Here is a 22,998-nt window from a genome sequence, read left to right on the forward strand (position 1 = left end):
CCCTACAACCACAGGAGACATCATGAAATTCACTGCCTGCACCGTGCTCGCGGCCACCCTGCTGGCCACCACCGCCACGGCCCAGACCGTCGAACTCAAGCTGGCCGACAGGCTGGCGCAGGATCACTACGTTGCGCGCTACTCCACCAACTACTGGATCGACGAGGTGCAGAAGGCGACCGATGGCGCCGTCAAGATCGAGCGCTACCCGAGCGAGCGGCTGGGCAAGTCGAAGGACATGATGACGCTCACGAAGGCCGGCATCACCGACATCGGCGAGTTCGTCCCCGGCTACCTGGGCGATCCGCTGCTTCTGTCCACCGTCGCCGAACTGCCCGGCATCCTGCCGAACGCCTGCGCCGCTTCGCTCGCCTACGAGCAGTTGGCCAAGCCGGGCGGCTTCATCGACCGCACGGAGCTCGCGCCGCAGGGCCTGCGCCTGCTCTACGTGGTGGGCCTGCCCGCCTACCAGCTTTTCACGTCGAAGAAGTTCGACAACCTGTCCAGCATGAAGGGCCTGAAGATCCGCTCCTCCGGCCCAGCGATGGATGCCGCCCTGCGCGTGCTGGGCATGGTGCCGATCCGCATGAGTGCGGCCGAGCTGAGCGAGTCCTTCTCACGCGGCACGGTCGACGGCATGGCGTTCCCGGGCGCGAGCGTCTTCACCTACGACCTGCAGGGCAAGACGAAGTACGGCACGACGAACCTCTCCTTCGGCAGCAGCATGACCCTGTACGCGATCTCCACCAGGTCCTGGGGCAAGCTGTCGCCGGCACAGCAGAAGATCCTTTCCGATATCGGGGACAAGACCACGCGCCGCGCCTGCGAACTCATCGACAAGGAGGAACAGGACGCGATCAAGAAGCTGGTGGCCGCCAGCAGCATGACGCCCGTGATCCTGAACGAGGCAGACCGCAAGAAGTTCGACGACGAGCTTGCAACGGTGGCCCAGGAATGGGCGGATGCGGCCGACAGGCGAGGCCGGAAGGGCAGCGAGACATTGGCGGCCTTCCGCGACGCGGTGAAGCCCTACCGCTGAAGCGCCGCGCGTGACCCGCACCACCTTCACCCGCACCGAGCGACACGCCGCATCCCGCGTCTTCACCGAGATCTGCCTCCGGTCGCCCAGCGGGGTCAACCCGCTGTCTTCCGGAACAGTGGCGGAACTGCGGAACCTGCTGCGAGAGCAGGCGGCGCGCGCGGACCGGCATGGCCTCTTCATCCGCGCTGAGGGTCGCGCGTTCTGCGCCGGCGCGGATGTCAAGGAGTTCCGCTCGTTCGACGTCGACGGCTTTCGCGCCGCGATGACGGGCATTCTTGCGCTCTACATGGAGATGATCCGCTTCCCGCAGCCGATCGTCGCCCTGGTCCAGGGCGATGCCCTCGGCGGCGGCGCGGCGCTCGCGTTCTGCAGCGACTACACGATCACCGTGCGAGGCGCGGCATTCGGCCTGCCGGAGGTGCACCGCGGCCTCGCCGGCGGCGGCTGGCTCATGCCGCGCCTGCTGGGCAGGCACCGCGCCGCCGAGATGGTGCTGTTGGGCCGCACGCTCGATGCCAGGCGTGCGCTCGAACTCGGGCTCGTCGGCGAAGTCTGCGAGGCCGACGAACTCGATGCACGGGCCCAGGCGCTCGCGGAAGAACTCGGCGCGCTCGCGCCCACCGGGCTGACGGTGGCGAAGACCTCGCTGGCCGGCGGCCTCGGACTCGACCTCGGCGCCGCCATGGAAGCCCACATCGAAGCCCAGACCCGGGCATTCGCGCAGATGCGCGCGGCAGCCTGATCCCATCGGAGAAAACATCTTGCTTGCTTCGTTCGAGAAAGGCCTGTCGGCGATCGACTGGCTGTTGTCCCGCCTGGCCGCGCTGCTGGTACTGGCGGTCATGCTGATGATCGCCTGCGACGTGGGCGGCCGCTATTTCTTCAGCCACCCCCTGCCCTGGGTCTACGACGTGGTCTCGATCTACGTGATCAACATCGTCGTGTATTTCATGGTCTCCGAGGTGTTGCGCACCCAGACGCACATCGAGCTCGACCTGCAGGTTCGCTTCCTGCCTCCACGTGCCTGGGGCGTCTTGCAGGCGGTGGCCTGGGTCGCCGCTGCCGCCGTGCTGGTGCTCACGACCTGGGTCGTCGGGCAATCGATGGCCGAGAGCTTCGGAAAGGGCGAAGTGCATCCCGGGCTCTACGAATGGCCGGTATGGATCGAGAAGGCGACCATCACCCTGGGCCTCGGCCTTCTCACGCTGCGCATCCTCGCGCGCCTGGCGCGCTACCTGCAGAGGGGCCAGGACGCGTCGGTCTTCAACAAGGATGAATCCGCGGCCGAATCGGCCACGGCGGGGGTGCACTGATGGCTGCCTGGGCAATCCCCGCGACGCTGGGCGTACTGGTGCTCATGATGATGCTTCGCCTTCCGATCGCGCTCGCGATCCTCGCTTCCTCGGCCGGCGGGCTGGCGATGATCGCGGGCCCGTCCGTGGTGATGGGCGTACTGGAATCCGCGCCGGTCTCAGCCGTGTCGAACTACGAGTTCGTGACGGTGCCGCTCTTCCTCCTGATGGCCGAGTTCGTGATCGCCAGCGGCGTGGCCGACGGCATCTTCGCGGCGGCCGCGGCCTGGGTGGGTCGCGTGCGCGGCGGCCTCGCCATCGCGACCGCGCTCGCCGGCGCCGGCTTCGCCGCCATCTGCCATTCGAGCACGGCGTCGGCGGCGACACTGTCGTCGACCTCCATCCCGGCGATGCTGAAGGCGAAGTACGAGCCGAAGCTAGCCTACGGCGTGGTCTCGATCTCGGGCACCCTGGGCATGCTGATACCGCCGAGCGTGGCGCTGGTGCTGTACGGACTCATCGCCGACGTGAACATCGGCAAGCTCTTCATCGCGGCGGTGATTCCGAGCGTGCTCGTGGCCATCACCATCGTTCTCACGATCGTCGTCATGGTGTGGCTGCATCCCGATATCGCGCCGCCTTCCCGCTCGCACAGCTGGCGCGAGAAGTGGCAGTCGCTGCAGGTCGCGCTTCCGGTCACCCTGCTCTTCCTCTCGGTCGTGGGTTTCATCTACACGGGGGTGTGCACACCAACCGAGGCCTCGGCGATCGGTGCCTTCGGAGCGCTGCTGATCTGCGTGGCCATGCGGCGCATGACGTGGGAGAAGGCGATACAGGCCGCCTACCGCGCGGCGCGCACCACCTGCATGATCCTGCTGATCGTGATGGCGGCACACGTGTTCGCCTATTTCCTGGTGCTGACGCACGTGACGGAGGCGCTGGTGCTCTGGGCGAAGTCGCTCTCCATCCCGTCGTGGGGAATTCTGGTCATGCTGTACGCGATGTACCTGATCCTCGGGTGCCTGCTGGAGCTGTCCGCGATGCTGGTGCTGACCATCCCCGTGGTGCTTCCGATGATCGTGGCACTCGGCTACGACCCGATCTGGTTCGGCATCGTGGTGATCCTGCTGGGGGAGCTCGGCATGGTGATCCCGCCGGTGGGGCTGAACGTGTTCATCGTCGCGCGCGTCACGGGCGCGAAGGTGAACGAGGTCTACGCCTCCATCTGGCCGCACGTGTACGCGCACCTGGTGGCGGTGGCGATCCTCACGATCTGGCCCGCGCTGGTGCTGTGGCTGCCCGGCACGATGAAATAGCAGGCGCTCGCGGCGGAGCGCCGGGAAGCGCCCCGATGCGGGGCCCGGGGCTCATCCGAAGATCCCGCGCTCGCGCAGCCGGGCCACGTGCGCGGCGTCGTATCCCAGGAGATCCCGCAGCACCTTTTCCGTGTCGGCGCCCAGGACGGGTGCGGCCACCGGATCCGCCAGCGGGGTCCCGCTGAAGTGCATCGGCAAACCGACGTTCGGGATCGAACCCAGCGTGGGATGCGGGATCTCGCTGAGCAATCCCAGCGCGCGGATCTCCGGCGCATCCATGGCCTCGCCCACCGTGCGGATGGCGCCGCCCGCCACGCCGGCGGCGTGCATGCGCGCGAGCCAGGTCTCGCGGTCGTGCAGCTTCAGCCGGCGCCCCACCTCGGTCATCAGCTGTTTCTGGTTTTCGCGCCGCTTCGCACTGCTGGCATAGGCCGGGTACTCCGCCATCTCGGGATCGTCCAGCACGTCGCGCGCGAAGCGCTGGAACACCCGGTCGTTCGCGCAGGCCAGGTAGAGCGGGCCGGTTGCCGTCTCGAACGCACCCACGGGCGCAGCGGTCGCCTGCGTGTTGCCGAAGCGCGTGGGACTCGTGCCCGTGGCCAGGTACGCGAGCGAGAAGTTGCCGAGCATGTTCACGGCGCTCTCGATCATGGTGGTCTCCACCATCTGGCCCTTGCCGGTGCGTTGCCTCGCCACGTAGGCGCCGAGGATCGCGTTGGCCGACATCATCGCCGTGGCGATGTCCATGATGGACGGCCCGGCGCGATAGCCGGGCTGGAGCGCCGGGTCGCCGTTCATCGAGATGAATCCGCTTTCCGCCTGCACGATGGGGTCGAAGCCGACGCGGTCCGCATACGGGCCGCTGCGGCCGTAGGACGAGATGGAGCAGTAGATCAGCCCCGGGTTGTCGCGCGAGACCGTGGCGTAGTCCAGGCCCAGCCGCTCCATGACGCCGGTCGAGAAGTTCTCGACGACGACGTCGGCCTTGGCGATGAGTTCCAACGCGACCCGACGGCCTTCGTCGCTCTTCAGATCCAGCGCCACGCTCTGCTTGTTGCGGTTCACCCAGAGATAGGGAACGCCCTGGTCGCCCAACTGCGGCGGGTACTGGCGGAAGCTGTCGCCCTGCCCCGCGGTCTCGATCTTGATGACTTCGGCGCCCATGTCCGCCAGGATCAGGGTGGCATACGGGCCGGCGATGAAATGCGAGAAGTCGACGATGCGCAGGTCGCGCAGCGGCGTCTCGCTGCCCGCGGGACGCGGCCGGACAGGGGGAAGTTCAGGTCTCAAGACGGGTTCTCCTGCGATGTGTTGTCGAGCAGCGATGCCGGGAATCCCCAACGTCGCGACAGCTCTTCCCGGCCGGCCTGACGGGCCGGCGTCGGGACCGTGGACAGGGTGCGCGAGAAGCGCGGGGCGGGCGCCGGCTGGACGACGCCCGCGACGTTCACGAAGGTCTCTCGTGCCACGTTGTGCGCATGGAGCGGCGCCTCGGTCCAGTCGAGCACCGGCGCGAAGCAGGCATCCGTGCCCTCCAGTAGCGCGCACCATTCGTCGCGCGTCCGGGTGCGGAACGCATCGGCCAGCCGCAGCTTCAGCAGCGGCCAGAGCACCCGGTCCATCTGGGCATCGAATACCGGATCGTCGATGCCGCAGAGTTCCCGCAGCAGTGCGTAGAACTGAGGCTCGATGGCGCCGACGGCGACGTACTTGCCGTCCGCGCAGGCGTAGGTGTCGTAGAAGTGCGCACCACCGTCCACCAGGTTGTCGCCGCGCTCGGTATTGAAGCGGCCGGAGGCATGGCCGGCGAACATGCCCGCGCACAGGAGCGCGGAGCCGTCGGTCATCGCAGCGTCCACGATCTGGCCCTTGCCGGAACTCTTCGCCTCGAGCAGCGCGGCGAGCACGCCCAGGCCCAGCATCATGGCGCCGCCGCCATAGTCGCCCACCAGGTTCAGCGGAGGCACGGGCTTGCCGCCGGCGGGACCGATGCCGTGCAGCGCACCGGAGATCGCGATGTAGTTGATGTCGTGCCCCGCCGCCTGGGCCAGCGGACCGTCCTGGCCCCAGCCAGTCATGCGGCCGTAGACCAAGCCCGGGTTGGCGGCCAGGCACGCAGCGGGGCCCAGGCCCAGGCGCTCCATGACGCCCGGGCGGAAGCCCTCGATCAACGCGTCTGCGCCGGCAATCACCTGCAGCAGCGCGTCGGCGCTGCCGTCGGCCCGGAGATCCACCGTGACGGTGGCGCGGCTGCGGCAGGTCACGTCGTACGGACCGACGCGCGAGCCCGGGCGCGCGATGCGCAGGACTTCCGCACCCATGTCGGCCAGCAGCATGGCGCAGAAGGGTGCCGGGCCGAGGCCGGCGAACTCGATGACTTTCAGCCCGTGCAACGGGCCGGTCCGTGCACCCGCGGCGCCGGTCGTCACTCCCGCACCCATCGGACGGTGTCCTCGATCGGCGCCCGCGACGTGCGGAAGCGGTTGGCCGGATGAGCAGGATCCGCATAGCCGAGGGAAATGCCGCAGACGATCAGCCGATCCTCGGCGATTCCGAACCAGCGGCGCAGGAATGCCGAGCGCTGCGCAAGCGCGGCCTGCGCAATCGTGGCCACGCCGTTGGCGGTCGCAGCCAGCATGAAGTTGTTGACATAGGCGCCGCAGTCGAGCACGCCATAGGTCCCCAGCAGCCTGTCGCTGGTGACGAGCGCCATGTGCGGCGCACCGAACAGCCGGAAGTTCTCGGCGCCCTGCCGCGCCGAAGCCTCGCGGTCGCCCTTGGCGATGCCGACGCTCGCATACAGGCCGAAGCCGCAGGCGCGGCGCCGCTCAAGGTAGACGCCGCGGTATTCCGACGGCGGCGGGATCTCGAATCCCGCCTCCTCTGGCTGCGGTTCCTGCAGTGCCGCCCGCAGCTTGCCGGTGGCCGGAGGCTGCGTCACGATGACCTGCCAGGGCTGCACATTGTTCCAGGAGGGCGTGCGCTGCGCGGCTCGCAGGATGCGGCCCAGTGTCGCCTCGGGTACGGGAGCCGGCAGGAATCCGCGGCAGCTGGCCCGCGCATCGAGCAGGCGCTCGAAATCCAGCGGGTCCGGTACAGGCCGTGGAGTGGCGGAATCGGCATGCATCGCTGCACTTCCTCAGATAGGGGGGATCGACCGGTACTTGGCCGGCATGCCGGACGGGCGCCGCGGCGGTGCCAGCGCAAGCACCTCGAGCAGCCGGGCGCGCGTTTCGGCGGGGTCGATGACATCGTCGATGCCGAAGCCTTCGGCCGCCTGCAGCGCGCTCACGCGCGCGCGGATGCCGTCGATGATCTCCTGGCGGCGCGCGGCTGGGTCCGGGGCATCCACGAACTGCTTGCGGTAGGCCACGTCGACCGAGCCTTCGACCGACATCGCGCAAATCTCCGCCGTGGGCCAGGCGAGGCAGGCATCGGGCTCGAAGCCGCGGCCGCCGCACATGGCCACGTAGCCCAGGCCGTAGCCCTTGCGCAGCACGATGGAGATGCGCGGCACGGTGGCGTGGCCGAGTTCGAACAGCATCTTCGCGCTGCGCCGGCCGAGCATGCTGCGCTCGGCCTCGGAGCCGATCGACATGCCCGGGATGTCCACCAGGTAGATGAGCGGGAGGCCGTAGGCGTCGCACAGCGCTATGAAGCGCGCGGCCTTCTCCGCGGCGGCGCTGTCGATCATGCCGCCCTTCACGAGCGGCTGGTTGCCGATGAAGCCGACCGGCTGGCCGCGCAGGCGCGCGAAACTGGTGACGATGTTGGCGCCGTAGCTCGGCTTCAGCTCGAAGCAGGAGCCGGTGTCCGCGATGCCCGCGACGACGCCGCGGATGTCGTAGCCCTGGCGGGTGTTGGCCGGCACCAGGCCGCGCAGCGATGCGCCGTCGGGCGCCGGCGCGCCGGCCGCCACGGGCGCGGGCAGGCGGGCGTTCGAAGGCAGGAACGCGAGGAAGCCGCGGATGGCCGCGAACGCCTCCTCCTCGGTGTCCACCGCCAGATCGGCCAGGCCGTGCCGGTCCACCTGCAGGGCGGCGCCGCCGAGTGCCTGGCCGCTGATGGTCTCCCCCGTGCCGGCCTTCACCAGGGCCGGCCCCGCCAGGCCCATCTCCGACTTGCCGCGCACCATGACCACCAGGTCGGACATCGCCGAGTAGTTGGTGTTGGCCGCGAAGCCCGCGCCGAGCACCGCCGAGACGATGGGCACCCAGCCCGACAGCCAGGAGAACTCCTGGAAGATCGGCGTCGACGACGAGAACTGGCGCGAGTTTTGGCCGTCCTGGATGCGGTGGCCGCCGCCGTCGAACAGCATCACCAGCGGCATGCCGTTGCGCCGCGCCTGCGCGATGCCGCGCAGCAGCTTGCTGCGGCCCAGGTGGCCGGAGCTGCCGCCGAACACGGTGAAGTCCTGTGCCATGACGATCACGCCGCGGCCCCCGATGCGCGCCGAGCCGATGATGAGCCCGTCGGCCGGCGCGTTGTCCGCGCCCTCCGGCATCACCAGGCCTCCCGTTTCCACGAAGCTGTCCGCGTCGCAGAGCCGGGCGATGCGCTCGCGCGCGGTCAGCGCGCCGCGGGCACGCTGCTTGGCCACCGCGTCGGGCCGGGCTTCGTCCTGCCGCGCCGCGTTGCGCTCGCGCAGTTCTTCCAGGCGGCGGGCGGCCAGCGGGTCGTCCTCGACTGCGACGCCCTCGACGGCCTCGTGCGCCACGTCCTGCGGCGCCAGCCAGAGCAGCGGGCGGCCGGCCAGCACAGCGTCGCCAAGCGTCGCCTGCAAGGACAGGATCACGCCGGACTCGGCGGCCTGCACCGCATGTTCCATCTTCATCGCCTCGATCACGGCCAGCAGTTGGCCGCGATGCACCGGTTCGCCGGCGGCCACGGCATAGCGCACAAGCACGCCACCCATCGGGGCGGTCGCCACGATGCACCCGGCGGGCGCGTCCTCCACCGCCGGCGCCGAGGCCGCGTCTGGATGCGAGGCAGGTGCGGGCAGCGCGGGCAGGCGCGGCTGGTGTGCCATCGCTTCCGCCAGCCGCCGCGCATGACGCTCGACGAAGCGCGTGTCGACGCGTCCGGCCACCACGTCCGCATCCGACAGCAGCGCCTGCAGGAAGCCGATGTTGGTGGGCACGCCATCGACATGGAACTCGGCCAGGGCGCGCGAGGCCCGCGAGAACAGTTCCTTCGGATCGCCGGAAGGCACGTGCACGATGAGCTTGGCGAGCAGCGAGTCGAAGCGGGTCGAAGGCGACCAGCCACTGCGGGCGAAGGTGTCGATGCGCACGCCGCCACCGCCCGGCGCATCGAAGGCGCGCAGCATGCCGCCCGCCGGAACGGCCCGGCCATCGGGGTCGACGCGCTCCATGTTGATGCGCAGCTGCACCGCGAGGCCCCGTGGGACCGGGATGTGGCGCTGCGCCAGATGAAGCGCCGCGAGCGAGCGACCCGCCGCGAGCCGGAACTGGGCCTGCACGAGGTCGATGCCGGTGACTGCCTCGGTCACGGTGTGTTCGACCTGCAGGCGCGGATTGGCTTCCATGAAGACGAAACGCCCATTCGTCTCCACCAGGAATTCGAAGGTGCACAGCGTGTGCACGCCCGCCGCTTTCGCCAGCGCCGTGGCGGCTTCCGCCAGTTGCTCGCGCAGCGACGGCGAGAGAGAGGGAGACGGCGCGAACTCCACCAGTTTCTGCTGGCGCCGCTGCAGGCTGCACTCGCGCTCGTGCAGGTGCGCGACCTCGCCGCCGGCATCGCCTACCACCTGCACCTCGATGTGCCGGGCGGGAAAGACCAGTTCCTCGACGTACACCCCGTCGAGCCCGAAGGCGGCGCCGGCTTCCGACCGTGCACTGGCATAGGCCTCGTCCAGGGCCGCGATGTCTTCCACCACCCGCATGCCCCGGCCGCCGCCGCCCGCGAGCGCCTTGACCATGACCTTGCCGCCGTTACCCAGCCCGGCCATGAATTCGCGTGCAGCGTCCAGCGTGACCGCTTCCGACAGGCCTCGTGCGACCGGGATGCCGCACCCCATCGCGAGCCGGCGCGCGCGCGCCTTGTCGCCCAGCAGGTCCAGGACTTCCGGCCTGGGACCAACGAACACCAGGCCGACCTCGGCGCAACGGCGCGCGAAGCCCGCGTTCTCGCTCAAGAAGCCGTAGCCCGGATGCACCGCATCGCAGCCGGTCGCCAGCGCGGCAGCGACCAGGGCTTCACCGTCCAGGTAGGCCGACGCGCCGGTGGCGCCCAATGCCACGGCTTCGTCGCAGCGGCGCCAGTGCAGCGACGCCTCGTCGTCGGCCGAATACACACCCACGGTCTTCATGCCCAGCTCGGCGGCAGCGCGCGCGACGCGCACAGCGATCTCGCCGCGGTTGGCAACCAGTATTTTCCGGAAGGGTTCGCGCCCGGCTTCGCTCGCTTTGTCGATCATGCGCTTTCTGGTGGCGGCGGCGCGATCCCGCGTCCGTGCCGTTGTCTCCTGGGCAGATGATTCCAGCCGGGCCCGAGGCCGCACATCGTCGATATCGACGAATCCCCGCGGCGGCGCGGACTCAACCGAGCAGGGCCCTTGCGAGCACGTCCTTCTGGACTTCGCTCGTCCCGCCATATATGGAGGACGCGCGCGTGAACAGGTAACGGGTCGCCGGCACTGCCATCTCGGCGCGTTCGCCCTCGTGCTCGTCCGCTCGCACGAGACCGGCGGGCCCCAGCACGCGCAGCATCAGCGCGGCGATCTGCTGCTGGATCTCCACGCCCTTGAGCTTGAGCACGGACGCGAACGCGTGGTTCTCCCGCTGCGCAGACGGCGTGAGCAGAAGCCGCCAGTTCGCGATCTCCAGTCCGCGCAGCTCTGCGTCCAGCCATGCGAATTCGGACCGGATCGACGCATCGTCGATCGCGCGGGCGCCGCCTTCGCGCGTACGCGCGGCGATCTCGAGCGCGTGCGCCAGGCGGTCACGGCTGGTGCCCGCGTAGGCCAGCCCCGTGCGCTCGTTGCCCAGCAGGTACTTGGTGATCTCCCAGCCCCTGCCCTCGGCGCCCACGAGGTTGCCGGCGGGCACCTTCACATCGTCGAAGAAGACCTCGTTCAGGTGGTGATCCCCGTCGATCGTGCGGATCGGCCGGATGGCGATGCCCGGCGTCTTCAGGTCGATCAGCAGGAAGCTGATGCCCTCCTGCTTGCGCGGGCTCTCGCTGCCCGTGCGCACCAGGCAGAAGATCCAGTCCGCCATGTGCGCGTAGGTCGTCCAGATCTTCTGGCCGTTGACGATGTAGTGGTCGCCCTCGCGGCGCGCCGTGGTGCGCAGCGACGCCAGGTCCGAGCCGGCGCCCGGCTCCGAGAACCCCTGGCAGAACCAGGTGTCGAGCCGCGCGAGGCGCGGCAACCAGTCGCGCTTCTGGCCGGGCGTTCCGAACTGCAACAGCACCGGCCCCAGCATGGTGAGGTTGAAGTGCAGCGGCATGGGCGCCGGCGCGCGCTGGATCTCGTCGACCAGGATCAGCCGCTCCATCTGTCCCAGGTCTGCACCGCCGAACTCGCGTGGCCAGTGCGGCGCAGCCCAACCGCGCTCGTGCAGGATGCGCTGCCACGCCACCACGTCTTCCCGCGAAGGCCGCAGGCCCTTGCGCACGCGCTCGCGCAGCTTCGTGGGCAGGCGTTCGCGAATGAAGGCGCGCACTTCGTCGCGGAAGGCCGCCTGCGCAGCGTCGAGTTGCAGGTCCATCCTGGTCTTTCGTGTCAGAGCGCACGCGCGATCACTTCCTTCATGATCTCGCTGGTGCCGCCGTAGATGCGCTGCACGCGCGCGTCCGTATACATGCGGCTGATGGGATATTCGTCCATGAATCCGTAGCCGCCGAAGAGCTGCAGGCATTCGTCGATCACGCGGCCCTGCGTCTCGGAGCCCCACAGCTTCGCCATCGACGCGGTCGCGGTGTCGAGCGTTCCGGCCATCAGCCTGTGCACGCACTGGTCGATGAACGCGCGGCCCGCCGCGATCTGCGTGGCGATCTCCGCCAGCTTGAAGCGGGTGTTCTGCTGCTCGGCCAGCGGCTTGCCGAACACCTCGCGTTCGCGCACGTAGCGCAGCGTCGCCTCGTAGGCCCCTTCCATCGCGGCCAGCGCCATCACGCCGATGATCAGCCGCTCGTAGGGAAGGTCGCTCATCAGTTGGCGGAAGCCCTGGCCCTCTTCGCCGCCGAGCAGGTTCTCGGCGGGCACCTGCACGCCGTCGAAGAAGAGTTCGGACGTGTCCTGCGCCTTCAGCCCCATCTTGGCCAGCATGCGGCCCACGCGAAAGCCGGGCGCCTGCGCCGTCTCCACGATCAGGATGGAGATGCCCCGGGCGCGCTGCGCCGGGTCGGTCTTGCACGCCACGAGCACCAGTCCGGCCAGGTAGCCGTTGCTGATGAAGGTCTTGCTGCCGTCGATCCGCCAGCCCCCGCCCGGCGTGCGCTCGGCGCGGGTGCGGATCGCCTGCAGGTCCGAGCCCGTGCCGGGTTCGGTCATGGCGATCGCGCCCACCAGTTCGCCGCGCGCCATGCGCGGCAGGTACTTTTGCTTCTGCGCCTGCGTGCCGTGGTTCAGGATGTAGTGCGCCACGATGGCATGCACCGAGGTGTTCATGCCGGTGAGCGCGCGGCGCGCCATCTCCTCGTACACCACCGCCTCGTGCCGGAAGTCGCCGCCGCCTCCGCCATGGTCCTCGGGGATGTCGGCGCACAGCAGGCCCAGCTCGCCCGCCCTGCGCCACACCGCATGGCCCACGTGGCCGTCGCGGCGCGCCGCCTCGTCGCCGGGTGCGAGTTCTTCCTCGATGAAGCGCACGACGGTGTCGCGGTAGAGGTCCAGGTCGGGGTCGGACCAGCTTCTGTCGAACCGGATGGCCATGGATCTCACCTCCCGGCGGCGGCCGTGCCGCCCACGCGACGCGCCTGCCCTTCCCACCAGGGAGCGCGCAATTGGAACTTCTGCAGCTTGCCTGCCGCGGACAGCGGCAGCTCGGCCCGGAACTCGACGCTGCGCGGACACTTGTAGCCGGCGATGCGCTCGCGGCAATGCGCGATCAGCGCCTGCTCCGCGACGGTGTGGCCCGGCCGCATCACCACCACCGCATGCACCTTCTCGCCCCAGTCGGCATCGGGAATGCCGATCACGGCGCAGGACTGCACCGCCGCATGCTCCGCCAGCACGTTCTCCACCTCCGCCGAGAAGACGTTCTCCCCGCCGGTCACGATCATGTCCTTGATGCGGTCGACCACGTGCAGCAGTCCTTCCTCGTCGATGCGGCCGGCGTCGCCGGTGTGCAGCCAGCCGTCCGCCAGCACGGCGGCCGTCTCCTCGGGGCGCTGCCAGTAGCCCTGCATCACCGTGGGTCCGCGGACCGTGATTTCGCCGGTGGCGCCGCGCTCCGCCTCGTTGCCCGACGCATCGACGATGCGGATGGCCGCGACGGCCGTCGGGAAGCCGGCGGCCCGCAGCCGGCGCCCCTGCTGCGGGCCGGGCGCATGCATCGACGGCGGCAGCGCACAGACGACCGGGGCCGCCTCCGTCATGCCATAGAGCTGCTGGAACTTCACGCCGGGCAGAGCCCGCATGGCCGCCGCGAGCAGCGTCTCGTCGATGGCGGCGGCGCCGTACAGCACCGTGCGCAGCGATGAAAGATCGAAGCTGCCGAAGCGCGCGTGTTCGATCAGCCGCTTGAGCATGGTCGGCACGAGGAAGGTGTCTGTCACCTGCTCCTGCTGGATCGCCTGCAGCACCCGCAGCTCGTCGAAGAAGGGCACCAGCACCGTCCGGGCGCGCAGCGCCACGAGCAACTGGAGCCATTGCGCGCAGCCCCCGATATGGAACATGGGCGCCGCCACCAGGCCCACGCGGTCCAGCGGCTCGGGAAAGACGGCGGCCGTGGCCAGCGCATTCACCAGCAGGTTTCGGTGCGAGAGCATCACGCCCTTGGGCCGCCCGGTGGTGCCGCCCGTGTACATCACCGCCGCCAGGTCGTCGAAGCCCCTGTCGGCATCGGCCGCCGGCCACGCCGCCGCGAGCAGCGCCTCCAGGTCGGCCATGCCGTGCGGCGGCGGACCGTTGCCGCAGAACACGAGCGAGCGCAGGCAGGCAGCGCGTTCGGGCAGGCCGGCGGCCATGTCCGCGAAGTGCTCGTCGACCAGCAGGATCCGCGTGTCGCAGTCGTCGAGCGAAGCCGCCACCTCGGCGGCGGACCAGCGCGTGTTCACCGGGTTGACCACCGCGCCCGCCCACCACGCGCCCATCAGGAATTCGGCATAGCGATGCGAGTTGTGGGCCAGCAGGCCGACGCGGTCGCCCGCGCGCACGCCGAACTCGTGAAGGACGGCGGCGAGGCGGGCGCTGCGTTCGGCGAGTTCCGCGAAGCCGAGACGGCGCGCGCCGTCCACGATGGCCACGTCCTGCGGCCGCTCGCGCGCGGCCTTGCGCAACAGTTGCGTGAGCTGCACTCAGGCCTCCACGCCGGTCCGGGCCACGGCACTCCAGCGCTGGAGCACGACCGAGACGTCCTCCCGGCCCGCAGGGACAGGCTGGGCGGACGGCGTGCGGGAGAAGCGCGGGGCCGGTGCGGGCTGCAGCACGCCCTGCAGGGTGACGAAGGTGCCGCGCGCCAGGTTGTGCGGGTAGTGCGGCGCCTCGTCGAAATCGAGCACCGGCGCGAAACAGGCGTCCGTGCCTTCGAGCACGGCGCACCACTCGTCGCGCGTGCGCGTCCGGAAGACGTCCGCCAGCCGCAGCTTCATCATGGGCCAGCGCGAGCGATCCATCTGCCCGGCGGCGAACTCGCTCTCCAGGCCGCACAGCTCGCACAGTTGCGCGAAGAACTTCGGCTCGAGCGCCCCCACGGAAACGAACTTGCCGTCGGCACAGGCATAGGTGTCGTAGAAGTGCGCGGCGCCATCCAGCAGGTTGTCGCCCCGATGAGAACTCCAGCCACCCGCACTCTTGAGCCCGTAGAACAGGGACGACATCAGCGCGGCCCCGTCGGTCATGGCCGCGTCGATCACCTGCCCCTGCCCCGAACGGCGGACTTCGTGCAGCGCCGCGAGCAGCCCCACCGCCAGCAGCATCGCGCCGCCGCCATAGTCGCCCACGTAGTTGAGCGGCGGCGGGGGCGCCTCGCCCGGGCGGCCGATGGCGTGCAGCGCCCCGGTGACGGCGATGTAGTTGATGTCGTGGCCGGCAGCGCCGGCCAGCGGCCCCGTCTGGCCCCAGCCGGTCATGCGGCCGTACACCAGCGTGGGATTGAGCTTCAGGCACGGGGCGGGACCGAGGCCCAGGCGCTCCATCACGCCGGGCCGGAAGCCCTCGACCAGCAGGTCGGCCTTCGCGATCAGCGCCAGCGCGGCGTCGATGCCGTCCGCGGCCTGGAGATCCAGCGCCACGTGGCGCTTGCCGCGCGCGGTGATGTCGGTGGCGTCGCGCGCCGTGCCGATGCGCTCGATGCAGACCACGTCGGCGCCGAGATCGGCAAGCAGCATGCCGCAGAACGGCCCGGGCCCGAGTCCGGCCATCTCGACCACGCGCAGTCCTTCAAGCGGGCCGGCCATGTTGATCTCCCCAGGGTTGTTTCATTCCCGTCGATCCTAGACAGCATGCGGCGGCGCCGGGTCGTCCGTTCGGACGAATCGTCTGGCAGGCCCGCCCAGCGCGGTGCGATCGATGCGTCCGGCCCATTCGCGGGCACGCAGCGCCTCCGTCTGCAGGCCCTGCTGCAGGGTACCCGCCAGGCCCTCGTCCACCAGGCGCTTGTACGCCGGCAGGAGACCGGGCGCGGCGGCCAGCATCCCGGCCGCCAGGCGCAGGGCCTCGGGGAGCAGTTCCTCGTGCGGCACGACGCGGTTGACCAGCCCCCAGGCCTCGGCCTGCCGGGCATCGACGAAGCCGCCGCCCAGCGACATCTCGAGCGCACGCGCCCGACCGATGAGGCGCGGCAGATACTGCGACATGCCCCAGCTCGGGAGCACGCCCACGCGGGCATGGGTGTCGGCGAAGGTGGCCCGGTCCGAGGCGATGAGCACGTCGCACGCAAGCGCCAGTTCCAGGCCGCCGGTGACGGCGGGCCCGTTGACGGCGGCGATCACCGGCCCGGGAAAGGAGCGCACCGCATGCACGACGTCGTCGGCCGCGCCGCTGACGGCCAGCTCGGCGAGCCGGTCGGACTGTGCCAGTTCGCGCAGGTCGAGGCCCGCGCAGAATGCGCGGCCCGCCCCCGTGAGCACGACGACGCGCGTGCACTCATCGCGCACCAGGCAAGCGAACACCTCCGCCAGCGCGCGCCTCAAGGCCATGGACAGCGCATTGAGCGCCTGCGGACGGTCGAGCGTGACGACGGTGCAGCCGTCGTCCCTGCGCTCGACGCCGATCCCGGCGCTCACTCGACGGGCCTTCCGGTGATCTCCACCACCCGCTTCCAGTAGTCCACGTCCGCGCGCATGTTGGCGGCGACGTCCTCGCGCACCGGCGGCGCGGGCTCGATGCCCATCGCGTAGAGCTGCTCCTGCAGTTCGGGCGACTTCAGCACGTCGAGCACGGAGGCCCGGATGCGCTCCACCGTGGCCGGGGGCGTGCCCTTGGGCAGCATCAGCCAGTAGCGGCCGGGCTGCGACACCTCGTCGTAGCCCAGTTCGGCGAAGGTGGGAACGTCCGGCACCAGCTTGTTGCGCTTCTCGCCGGTGATGGCCAGCGCCCTGAGCTTGCCGGCCTTGACATGGCCCATCGTGTTGCCCAGGTCGATCACCGCGGTATCGATCTGCCCGCCCAGCAGGTCGGTCACCAGCGGCGGCGTGCCCTTGTACGCCGCGTGCACCATGCCGAGGCCGTTGCGCTTGTCGACCAGCTCGGAGTAGATCTGCGAGGTGGTGGCGTTGCCATAGCTGCCGTAGCTGCCCTTGACGGTCCTGAGTTTGGCGATCTGCTCGTCCAGCGTCCTGACCGACGTGTCGGCGGTGAGCAGGAGCATCGGCAGGTCGCAGATGCGCGCGACCGGAATGAGGTCGGTCAGCGCGTCGTAGGGCCGCTTCTGCTCGAAGGCATAGGCCTGCGTGAGGTGGCTGTAGCCGAGCAGGATCGTGTGGCCGTCGGGCGCCGCATTGACGGCATGGACGGTGCCGACCACGCCGGAGGCGCCCGGCTTCGCGTCGACGACCACGGGGACCTTCCAGTCGTCCTTGAGACGCTCCGCGAACATCCGCAGCACACGGTCGCCGGTGGAGCCGCCCACCGCCGGCAGGATCAGCGTCACCGGCTTGCCGGCGATCGGAAAACCCCGCTGGGCATGGGCGGTGCATGCGGCAGCGAGCGCCAGAGCAGCCAGGCAGGCGCGGCGATGGATCATGGGGCAGGTCTCCGGAACCGGGGTTCTCTCTTCTCCAGGAAGGCGCGCACGCCCTCCTCGAACTCGGGCCGGTCCAGCAACACGCCCTGCCGCTGAGCCTCGTACTGCAACTGCGCGCGCAGATCGTTGCGCCCGGCGGCTTCGTAGGCCTGGCGCGTCTCGACCGCGGCGTGCGCGGGCAGGCTGGCCAGCCGCCGCGCGATGCCCAGGGCTTCGTCCTGCAGCGAGGCATCGTCCACGCAGCGCCACACCAGCCCCCACGCCAGCGCCTGCTCCGCGCTCACGCGGTCGCCCAGCAGGGTCAGCGCCGTGGCACGGCCGCGTCCCAGCAGTTGCTGGAGGAACCACGTGGTGCCCAGGTCCGGCACGATGCCCAACCTGGGAATGAAGGGCAGGTAGAAGTAGGCCGAGCGCGCGGCGATCACCACGTCGGCGGCCAGCGCGAGACCCACGCCCGCGCCCGCCGCCACGCCCGGCAGGGCACACACCACCGGCATCGGCAGGTCGCGCAGGGCGAGGATGAGCGGATTGGAGAGCTCCTCCATCACCTGCCGGGTGGCCTGGCCGCGCGAGAGGTGCGCCTGGCCGGCAGGGATCGCATTGCCCGCGAGGTCCGCGCCGGCGCAGAATGCGCCGCCTTCGGCCGTCAGCAGCAGGGCGCCGATGGACGTGTCCGCGCGCACCTCGGCCAGCAGCTTCGCGAGCCCCTCCTGCATCTCGCGGCTGAGCGCATTGCGCCTGCCGGGATTGTCCAGTGTGATCACGGCGACGTCGCCGTCGCGCTTCATGCGCGCATGCGGATGTTCCATGCCGGGCATGCTAGGGCGCGGCCGCGCGCATTCCATCGTCGCTTGCGACGATTCCCCGCGCGAGCGCCGTGCCGAGCCAGGCGGCATGGTGCGAGCCGTCGCCGAACAGCATGTCCAGCACGGTCATGCGGCGCAGGCAGTGGCCCACGGCGTACTCGGTGGTCATGCCGATGCCGCCGTGCAACTGGATCGCCTGCCGCGTCACGAAAGTCCCGTGGCGCGCGGCGAGCATCTTGGCCCGCGCCAGTTCGCGCGCGCGTTCGTCGTTGTCCGGCGTCTCGAGCGCCAGCAGGCCCGCCATCGCGGCGCTGCGCAGCATCTCCAGCGCCACCCGCATCTCGGCGACCCGGTGCCGCACGGCCTGGTTGCTGCCGATCGCGCGCCCGAACTGCTGGCGCGCCTGCACGTACTCCACCGTCAACGCATGGGCGCGCTCGGCCACGCCCAGGGCTTCGGCGCAGACGGCCGCCATGCCCGCGTCGCACGCCGCGTCCAGCGCCGCGGCCCCATCTCCCGGCAGAAGCTCCGCCGGGGCGGCGCTCAATGCCAGGTCCGCCGCAGGCGTGTCGTCGATCAGGCGCGTCGCCTCGCGCTCCACGCCGGGCTGCGCCGGATCGAGCAGGAACAGCCTGATCGCATCCTGCGCATCGCGCGCGCTGACGACGATCGCCCCGGCCTGGGCCCCGAACAGGACGTTGTGCTTGCAGCCGTCCAGCAGCCAGCGGCCCTGCGCGCAACGTGCGCGTGTCCCGATCCACAGCCGCTCGTGGCGGGCAGCCGCCTCGGCATGCGCGAAGGCGACGATGCGGCTGCCGTCGGCGATGCCGGGCAGCAGGCGCTTGCGCTGGGCGTCGCTGCCGGCGTGCACCAGTGCGGTGGCCCCGAGCACGGCGGTCGCCAGGAAGGGCTGCACCGCCAGCGCGTCGCCCAGCGCCCGCAGCGTCGGCAGCAGCGCCACCGGGCGGCGTCCGAAGCCGCCGTCGGCCTCGGGCAGCGCCAGCGCAGTGACGCCCAGCGCCGCGAGTGCGGGCCACAGGGCCGGGTCCCAACCCTGCTCGCTGCACGCCAGCCGCCCACGCTGCTCGAAGGGCGCCCGGTCCCGCAGAAGCCGCGCCACGCTCGCGCGCAGTTGTTCCTCTTCGTCGTCGAGTTCGAAGTGCATGCTCAGAGTCCGCTCACCAGATGGCCGCCGTCGGCCGCCACGACGGCGCCGGTCATGTACCGCCCCGCGTCGCTGGCCAGCAGCAGCAGCGGGCCGTCGAGATCGCACGCCCGGCCGAACCGGCGCTGCGGGATGCGCCGGCGCAGGCGGTCGCCCGGCTCGCTGTTCAGGAAGTCCCGGTTGATGTCCGTGACGATGTAGCCGGGGCACAGCGCGTTCACCCGGATGCCATGGCGTGCCCACTCGAGTGCCAATGCCCGGGTCAGGTGCACCAGGCCGGCCTTGGAGGCAGCGTACGGCGCCACCGCCGGCTGCACGCGCTGGCCGAGGATCGAGGCGACGTTCACGATGCTGCCCCCCAGCCCGGCCGCGACCAGCCGGCGCGCGGACTCGGTGGCGACCAGCCAGGCGCCCTTGAGGTTGGTATCCACCACGCGGTCCCAATCATGCTCGGGCGTTTCCAGCGCCGGCGTGCCCAGCCCGATGCCGGCGTTGTTCACCACCAGGTCGGGCACGCAGCCGTGCGCCGCCATGGCGTCGAAGGCCTGCGCCACCGATTGCGCGCAGGTCACGTCGATGGCCACGCTGTCGGCCTGCGTCTGCTGCGCGCGCAACCGGCACTCCAGCGAGCGCAGGCGTTCGACGCGCCGCGCTGCCAGCCAGACACGCGCGCCGGCAGCCGAGAGCAGTTGCGCGAAGTGTTCGCCCAGGCCGCCCGAGGCGCCGGTGACCAGCGCGCATCGCCCGGCCAGCGAGAACGAGGGCAGACCCCCGGCCGGTTCGGGCAGGCCCGGGCCCATCAGCGCTCGGCAGGGTAGAAGCTGCCGCCTTGCGCGGCCATCTCGCTCAGCAATGCGGGCGCCTCGAACATCGGCCCGCAGGCGGCGAGCGACGCGCAGCGCGCCGCCAGGCGGGGCAGCCCGAGCCAGTCCGCGTACTGCAGCGGCCCGCCCAGATAGGCTGGAAAGCCCACGCCCAGCAGCATGGCCTGGTCCAGTTCGGCGGCGGTCCGCACCACGCCTTCCTCCAGGCAGCGGATGGCCTCCAGCAGCATCGGCAGCATCATGCGTTCGACGATCTGCGCATCGTCCAGGCCGCAGACGGCACCGCGCTGCATCTGCCGCACCAGCGCGCGCGCCTCGGCCGAGCTGCTGCGCTTCGGCCTGCCGCCGGCCGCGTCGTAGTCGTAGAACCCGGCCCCGCTTTTCTGGCCCAGGCGCCCGGCCTCGGCGAACGCGCGGATGACGTTGCGCTCCCCGGGGTGCATGCGCTGCGGATAGCCGGCGGAGATCACGTCGATCACATGGCTGCCGGTGTCCAGGCCCACCACGTCTTCCAGGTAGGCCGGCCCCATGGGCCAGCCGAAGGCTTCCAGCGCGCGGTCGATGCGCTCGTGGTCCGCACCCTGGGCCACCAGGTCGCAGAAGGAGAGCACGTAGGGCGTGAGGATGCGATTGACCAGAAAGCCCGGGCAGTCCTTCACGACGATCGGCGTCTTGCCCAGGCCGATGACATGCGCGGTGGCGGTCGCGACCGCGGCGTCGCTGCTGCGCGTGCCGCGCACGACCTCGACCAGCGGCATCACCGGCACCGGGTTGAAGAAATGCAGCCCGACCACGTCCTCGGGCCGCGCCAGCGGCGCGGCGATGTCGTCGATGCGCAGGCTCGACGTGTTCGATGCGAGCACGGTGCCGGGCCGGACATGTTCTTCCAGGGCGGTCAGCACCCGGTGCTTGACCGGCAGGCTTTCCACGACGGCCTCGACCACGATGTCCACCGCGTCCAGGCCGGCGTCGTCGAGCTGCGGCGTGATCGCGCCGGCGATGCGGTCCGCCTTCTCCTGGGTGAGCCGCCCCTGCTGTACCTGCTTCGCGAGCTGGCGGCGCGCTTCGTTCACGCCGAGCTCGAGGGCCGCGGGCGCGATGTCCTTCAGGCGCACCGCCGTTCCGCGCAGCGCGGTCGTGTAGGCGATGCCGCCGCCCATGATGCCGGCGCCGATCACGGCCGCCTGCCGCACCGTGCGCCCTCCCTCGGCCTGGCTGCGGGCGCGCTTCTTCACCGCCTGCTCGTTGAGGAAGGCCTGCACCATCGATCGCGCCGCCTGGGTCTGCGTCACGGCGCCGAAGGCCTCGGCCTCCATCGCCAGCGCGCGGGCGCGGTCCTCGCCGGCCGCGGCGCGCATCATGTGCACCGCCATCTCGGCGGCCGGCTGGTGCCTGCTGGCGTGCCGGGCGAGCTGCGCCAGCGCGTCGTCGAACACGCGCCGGTCGGCGGCCGGCACGGCGGCCCGCTTCTTCTGCTGCGCCGCCCGCCAGTCGAGCCGGCCCTCCACGCACTGCCACAGGACGGCGAGTGCCTCGTCGCGCAACCTCTCCGGCGCCGCGACGGCGTCGACCACGCCCGCGCGCAGCGCCTCGTCCGCCTTGATGCTGCGGCCGCTCGCGACCCAGTCGACCGCGGCCTGCGGCCCCCCCACCCGCGCCAGCCGCACCGTGCCGCCGAAGCCAGGGAACAGCCCCAGCTTCACCTCCGGCACGCCGATCCGGGCGTGCTCCGACATCACGCGGTGCGACGCGCACAGGGCCAGTTCCAGCCCGCCGCCGAGCGCGAAGCCGTTGATCGCCACCACCGCCGGCACATCCAGGTCCTCGAAGCGGACGAACACCTGGTTGGCCTCCAGCACCTCGCGCGCGACCTGTTCGCCGCCGCGGCGGAACTTGCGGCCGAACTCGGTGATGTCGGCGCCGACGATGAACACGTCCTTGGCGCTGGTCACCAGCACGCCGCGCACGCCGCCGCCGGCGGCGGCGATCGCGCGCACCGCCTGGTCGAATTCGGCGACCGCCTTGTCGTCGAGCTTGTTGATGGCTTCGCCCCGGCGGTCGAAACACAGTTCGACCAGCCCGCCCTCCAGCGGCCGCACTTGCACGGTGTCAGACGCGAACATCGTGCCCCTCCCCGGCCCATCCGGATGCGATGTGCAGCCGCCGGCGGCAGTCGGCCACCATGCGCCCGATCAGTTCGGCGCAGGTGGGCACATCGTCGATCAGGCCGATGCTCTGGCCGGCGCTGATGATGCCGCCGTCGACCTCTCCGCCTTGCAGCGCCGCCCGCCCGCGGGTGCCGATCACCAGCGGCCGGATCTCCTCGAACCGGCAGCCGCCGGGGCGGTACTCCATCTCGCGCACCTGGTGCGCGATCTGGTTGCGGTAGACGCGGGCCGTGTTCCTGAGCGTGCGGTAGATCAGCGCCGTGTCGCGCTCGGAGCCGTTCACCAGCGCCTGCTTGACGTTGTCGTGGATCGGCGCCTCGCGCGTGGCGCAGAAGCGGGTGCCCATGTTGATGCCCTCGGCGCCCAGCGCCAGCGCGGCGGCCATGCCCCGGCCGTCGGCAATGCCGCCGGAGGCGATCACCGGGATCTTCAGCGCCCGCGCCGCCACCGGGATGAGCACCAGCCCGCCCACGTCGTCTTCGCCGGGATGGCCGGCGCATTCCAGGCCGTCGATCGACACCATGTCCACGCCGTTGCGCTCGGCCGAAAGCGCATGCCGCACCGTCGTGCACTTGTGGACGATGGTGATGCCGTGGTCCTTGAAGGTCTTGATGAATTCCCTGGGGCTGTTGCCGGCGGTCTCCACGATGCGCACGCCGCTGTCGACGATGGCGCGCACGTACTCGGCATAGGGCGGCGGCTTCACGGTCGGCAGGATCGTGAGGTTGACGCCGAAGGGCCTGTCCGTCATCGCCCGGCAGCGCACGATCTCCTCGCGCAGCGCCTCGGGCGTGGGCTGCGTGAGGCCGGTGAGGATGCCGAGGCCGCCGGCATTGGACACGGCGGATGCCAGCTCGGCCAGGCCCACCCATTGCATGCCGCCCTGGATGATGGGGTAGGCGATACCGAGCTGTTCAGTGACGCGGGTTTTCATGGGTTCCCATTCTTTGAACCCGCCCCATCCCGGGCATCGTCGCATGCGACGAATTTGGAACCGGTTGCGCGGCCCGCC

General features: G+C 70.7%; 19 protein-coding genes. 4 read left to right on the forward strand and 15 right to left on the reverse strand.

The annotated features are described in order from the left end of the window. Nucleotides 1-22 precede the first annotated feature (22 nt). Genes Q392_RS00260 through Q392_RS00275 form a run of 4 tightly spaced genes read left to right on the forward strand, consistent with a single transcriptional unit; the run spans nt 23 to nt 3,650 of the window. Nucleotides 23-1,039 carry a TRAP transporter substrate-binding protein gene (locus Q392_RS00260; RefSeq protein WP_038200238.1) on the forward strand — a complete coding sequence of 339 codons (1,017 nt, stop codon included), beginning with the start codon at nt 23-25 and terminating at the stop codon, nt 1,037-1,039. 10 nt (nt 1,040-1,049) lie between these two features. Further along, nucleotides 1,050-1,784, forward strand: a complete 735-nt coding sequence (locus Q392_RS00265) for an enoyl-CoA hydratase/isomerase family protein (RefSeq protein ID WP_051952561.1) — start codon at nt 1,050-1,052, stop codon at nt 1,782-1,784. A gap of 19 nt (nt 1,785-1,803) precedes the next feature. Further along, nucleotides 1,804-2,355: a TRAP transporter small permease gene (locus Q392_RS00270; protein WP_038200240.1), complete on the forward strand. Its 552-nt coding sequence runs from the start codon at nt 1,804-1,806 to the stop codon at nt 2,353-2,355. Continuing rightward, a complete protein-coding gene (locus Q392_RS00275; protein ID WP_038200241.1) occupies nt 2,355-3,650 on the forward strand; it encodes a TRAP transporter large permease in 1,296 nt (431 codons plus the stop codon). Before Q392_RS00270 ends, Q392_RS00275 begins: the two co-directional genes overlap by 1 nt. A gap of 51 nt (nt 3,651-3,701) precedes the next feature. Here Q392_RS00275 and Q392_RS00280 read toward each other — a convergent pair whose 3' ends face one another. The 15 genes from Q392_RS00280 to Q392_RS00350 all read right to left on the reverse strand — a co-directional run bounded on the left by Q392_RS00280 (nt 3,702) and on the right by Q392_RS00350 (nt 22,920). Next, nucleotides 3,702-4,940, reverse strand: a complete 1,239-nt coding sequence (locus Q392_RS00280) for a CaiB/BaiF CoA transferase family protein (protein ID WP_038200244.1) — start codon at nt 4,938-4,940, stop codon at nt 3,702-3,704. Further along, a complete protein-coding gene (locus Q392_RS00285; protein WP_051952563.1) occupies nt 4,937-6,091 on the reverse strand; it encodes a CaiB/BaiF CoA transferase family protein in 1,155 nt (384 codons plus the stop codon). Before Q392_RS00285 ends, Q392_RS00280 begins: the two co-directional genes overlap by 4 nt. Continuing rightward, on the reverse strand, nt 6,076-6,777 hold the full coding sequence (locus tag Q392_RS00290; RefSeq protein ID WP_038200248.1) for a nitroreductase: 702 nt from the start codon (nt 6,775-6,777) through the stop codon (nt 6,076-6,078). The genes Q392_RS00285 and Q392_RS00290 overlap by 16 nt, the downstream gene beginning before the upstream one ends. Before the next feature lie 12 nt (nt 6,778-6,789). After that, nucleotides 6,790-10,089, reverse strand: coding sequence for an acetyl-CoA carboxylase family protein (locus Q392_RS00295; protein ID WP_051952566.1), 3,300 nt, complete (start codon nt 10,087-10,089; stop codon nt 6,790-6,792). 121 nt (nt 10,090-10,210) lie between these two features. Further along, on the reverse strand, nt 10,211-11,383 hold the full coding sequence (locus tag Q392_RS00300) for an acyl-CoA dehydrogenase family protein (RefSeq protein WP_038200250.1): 1,173 nt from the start codon (nt 11,381-11,383) through the stop codon (nt 10,211-10,213). A 14-nt stretch (nt 11,384-11,397) separates the two neighbouring features. After that, the gene (locus Q392_RS00305; RefSeq protein WP_038200259.1) at nt 11,398-12,549 is read right to left on the reverse strand and encodes an acyl-CoA dehydrogenase family protein; all 1,152 of its coding nucleotides are present in this window, start codon (nt 12,547-12,549) and stop codon (nt 11,398-11,400) included. A 5-nt stretch (nt 12,550-12,554) separates the two neighbouring features. After that, nucleotides 12,555-14,135: a class I adenylate-forming enzyme family protein gene (locus Q392_RS00310; RefSeq protein WP_038200261.1), complete on the reverse strand. Its 1,581-nt coding sequence runs from the start codon at nt 14,133-14,135 to the stop codon at nt 12,555-12,557. Next, complete coding sequence (locus tag Q392_RS00315) at nt 14,136-15,236, reverse strand: CaiB/BaiF CoA transferase family protein (protein WP_038200263.1); 1,101 nt, start codon at nt 15,234-15,236, stop codon at nt 14,136-14,138. It lies immediately after the preceding gene. 36 nt (nt 15,237-15,272) lie between these two features. After that, nucleotides 15,273-16,064, reverse strand: coding sequence for an enoyl-CoA hydratase (locus Q392_RS00320; protein ID WP_157007657.1), 792 nt, complete (start codon nt 16,062-16,064; stop codon nt 15,273-15,275). Next, nucleotides 16,061-17,023 (reverse strand): tripartite tricarboxylate transporter substrate binding protein, encoded by a 963-nt coding sequence (locus Q392_RS00325; protein ID WP_051952568.1) that lies wholly within the window; start codon nt 17,021-17,023, stop codon nt 16,061-16,063. The genes Q392_RS00320 and Q392_RS00325 overlap by 4 nt, the downstream gene beginning before the upstream one ends. Then, on the reverse strand, nt 17,020-17,832 hold the full coding sequence (locus tag Q392_RS00330) for an enoyl-CoA hydratase-related protein (protein WP_051952637.1): 813 nt from the start codon (nt 17,830-17,832) through the stop codon (nt 17,020-17,022). The genes Q392_RS00325 and Q392_RS00330 overlap by 4 nt, the downstream gene beginning before the upstream one ends. 10 nt (nt 17,833-17,842) lie before the next feature. Beyond that, nucleotides 17,843-18,994 (reverse strand): acyl-CoA dehydrogenase family protein, encoded by a 1,152-nt coding sequence (locus tag Q392_RS00335; protein ID WP_038200264.1) that lies wholly within the window; start codon nt 18,992-18,994, stop codon nt 17,843-17,845. Between the two features lie 2 nt (nt 18,995-18,996). Beyond that, nucleotides 18,997-19,794, reverse strand: a complete 798-nt coding sequence (locus tag Q392_RS00340) for an SDR family NAD(P)-dependent oxidoreductase (protein WP_051952570.1) — start codon at nt 19,792-19,794, stop codon at nt 18,997-18,999. Continuing rightward, complete coding sequence (gene fadB / locus Q392_RS00345) at nt 19,794-21,941, reverse strand: fatty acid oxidation complex subunit alpha FadB (protein ID WP_038200266.1); 2,148 nt, start codon at nt 21,939-21,941, stop codon at nt 19,794-19,796. The genes Q392_RS00340 and fadB overlap by 1 nt, the downstream gene beginning before the upstream one ends. Beyond that, complete coding sequence (locus Q392_RS00350; protein WP_038200268.1) at nt 21,928-22,920, reverse strand: NAD(P)H-dependent flavin oxidoreductase; 993 nt, start codon at nt 22,918-22,920, stop codon at nt 21,928-21,930. The genes fadB and Q392_RS00350 overlap by 14 nt, the downstream gene beginning before the upstream one ends. Between the last annotated feature and the right edge of the window lie 78 nt (nt 22,921-22,998).

The sequence above is a fragment of the Xenophilus azovorans DSM 13620 genome, from assembly GCF_000745855.1.
GTDB lineage: Bacteria > Pseudomonadota > Gammaproteobacteria > Burkholderiales > Burkholderiaceae_C > Xenophilus > Xenophilus azovorans.

Excerpts from the sequence above, each read along its gene's own strand:
- Q392_RS00260 (WP_038200238.1), top strand. The coding sequence starts at position 23 with ATGAAATTCACTGCCTGCACCGTGCTCGCGGCCACCCTGCTGGCCACC.
- Q392_RS00275 (WP_038200241.1), top strand. The coding sequence starts at position 2,355 with ATGGCTGCCTGGGCAATCCCCGCGACGCTGGGCGTACTGGTGCTCATG.
- Q392_RS00285 (WP_051952563.1), bottom strand. The coding sequence starts at position 6,091 with ATGGGTGCGGGAGTGACGACCGGCGCCGCGGGTGCACGGACCGGCCCG.
- Q392_RS00290 (WP_038200248.1), bottom strand. The coding sequence starts at position 6,777 with ATGCATGCCGATTCCGCCACTCCACGGCCTGTACCGGACCCGCTGGAT.
- Q392_RS00295 (WP_051952566.1), bottom strand. The coding sequence starts at position 10,089 with ATGATCGACAAAGCGAGCGAAGCCGGGCGCGAACCCTTCCGGAAAATA.
- Q392_RS00300 (WP_038200250.1), bottom strand. The coding sequence starts at position 11,383 with ATGGACCTGCAACTCGACGCTGCGCAGGCGGCCTTCCGCGACGAAGTG.
- Q392_RS00305 (WP_038200259.1), bottom strand. The coding sequence starts at position 12,549 with ATGGCCATCCGGTTCGACAGAAGCTGGTCCGACCCCGACCTGGACCTC.
- Q392_RS00315 (WP_038200263.1), bottom strand. The coding sequence starts at position 15,236 with ATGGCCGGCCCGCTTGAAGGACTGCGCGTGGTCGAGATGGCCGGACTC.
- Q392_RS00325 (WP_051952568.1), bottom strand. The coding sequence starts at position 17,023 with ATGATCCATCGCCGCGCCTGCCTGGCTGCTCTGGCGCTCGCTGCCGCA.
- Q392_RS00330 (WP_051952637.1), bottom strand. The coding sequence starts at position 17,832 with ATGGAACATCCGCATGCGCGCATGAAGCGCGACGGCGACGTCGCCGTG.
- Q392_RS00335 (WP_038200264.1), bottom strand. The coding sequence starts at position 18,994 with ATGCACTTCGAACTCGACGACGAAGAGGAACAACTGCGCGCGAGCGTG.
- Q392_RS00340 (WP_051952570.1), bottom strand. The coding sequence starts at position 19,794 with ATGGGCCCGGGCCTGCCCGAACCGGCCGGGGGTCTGCCCTCGTTCTCG.
- fadB (WP_038200266.1), bottom strand. The coding sequence starts at position 21,941 with ATGTTCGCGTCTGACACCGTGCAAGTGCGGCCGCTGGAGGGCGGGCTG.
- Q392_RS00350 (WP_038200268.1), bottom strand. The coding sequence starts at position 22,920 with ATGAAAACCCGCGTCACTGAACAGCTCGGTATCGCCTACCCCATCATC.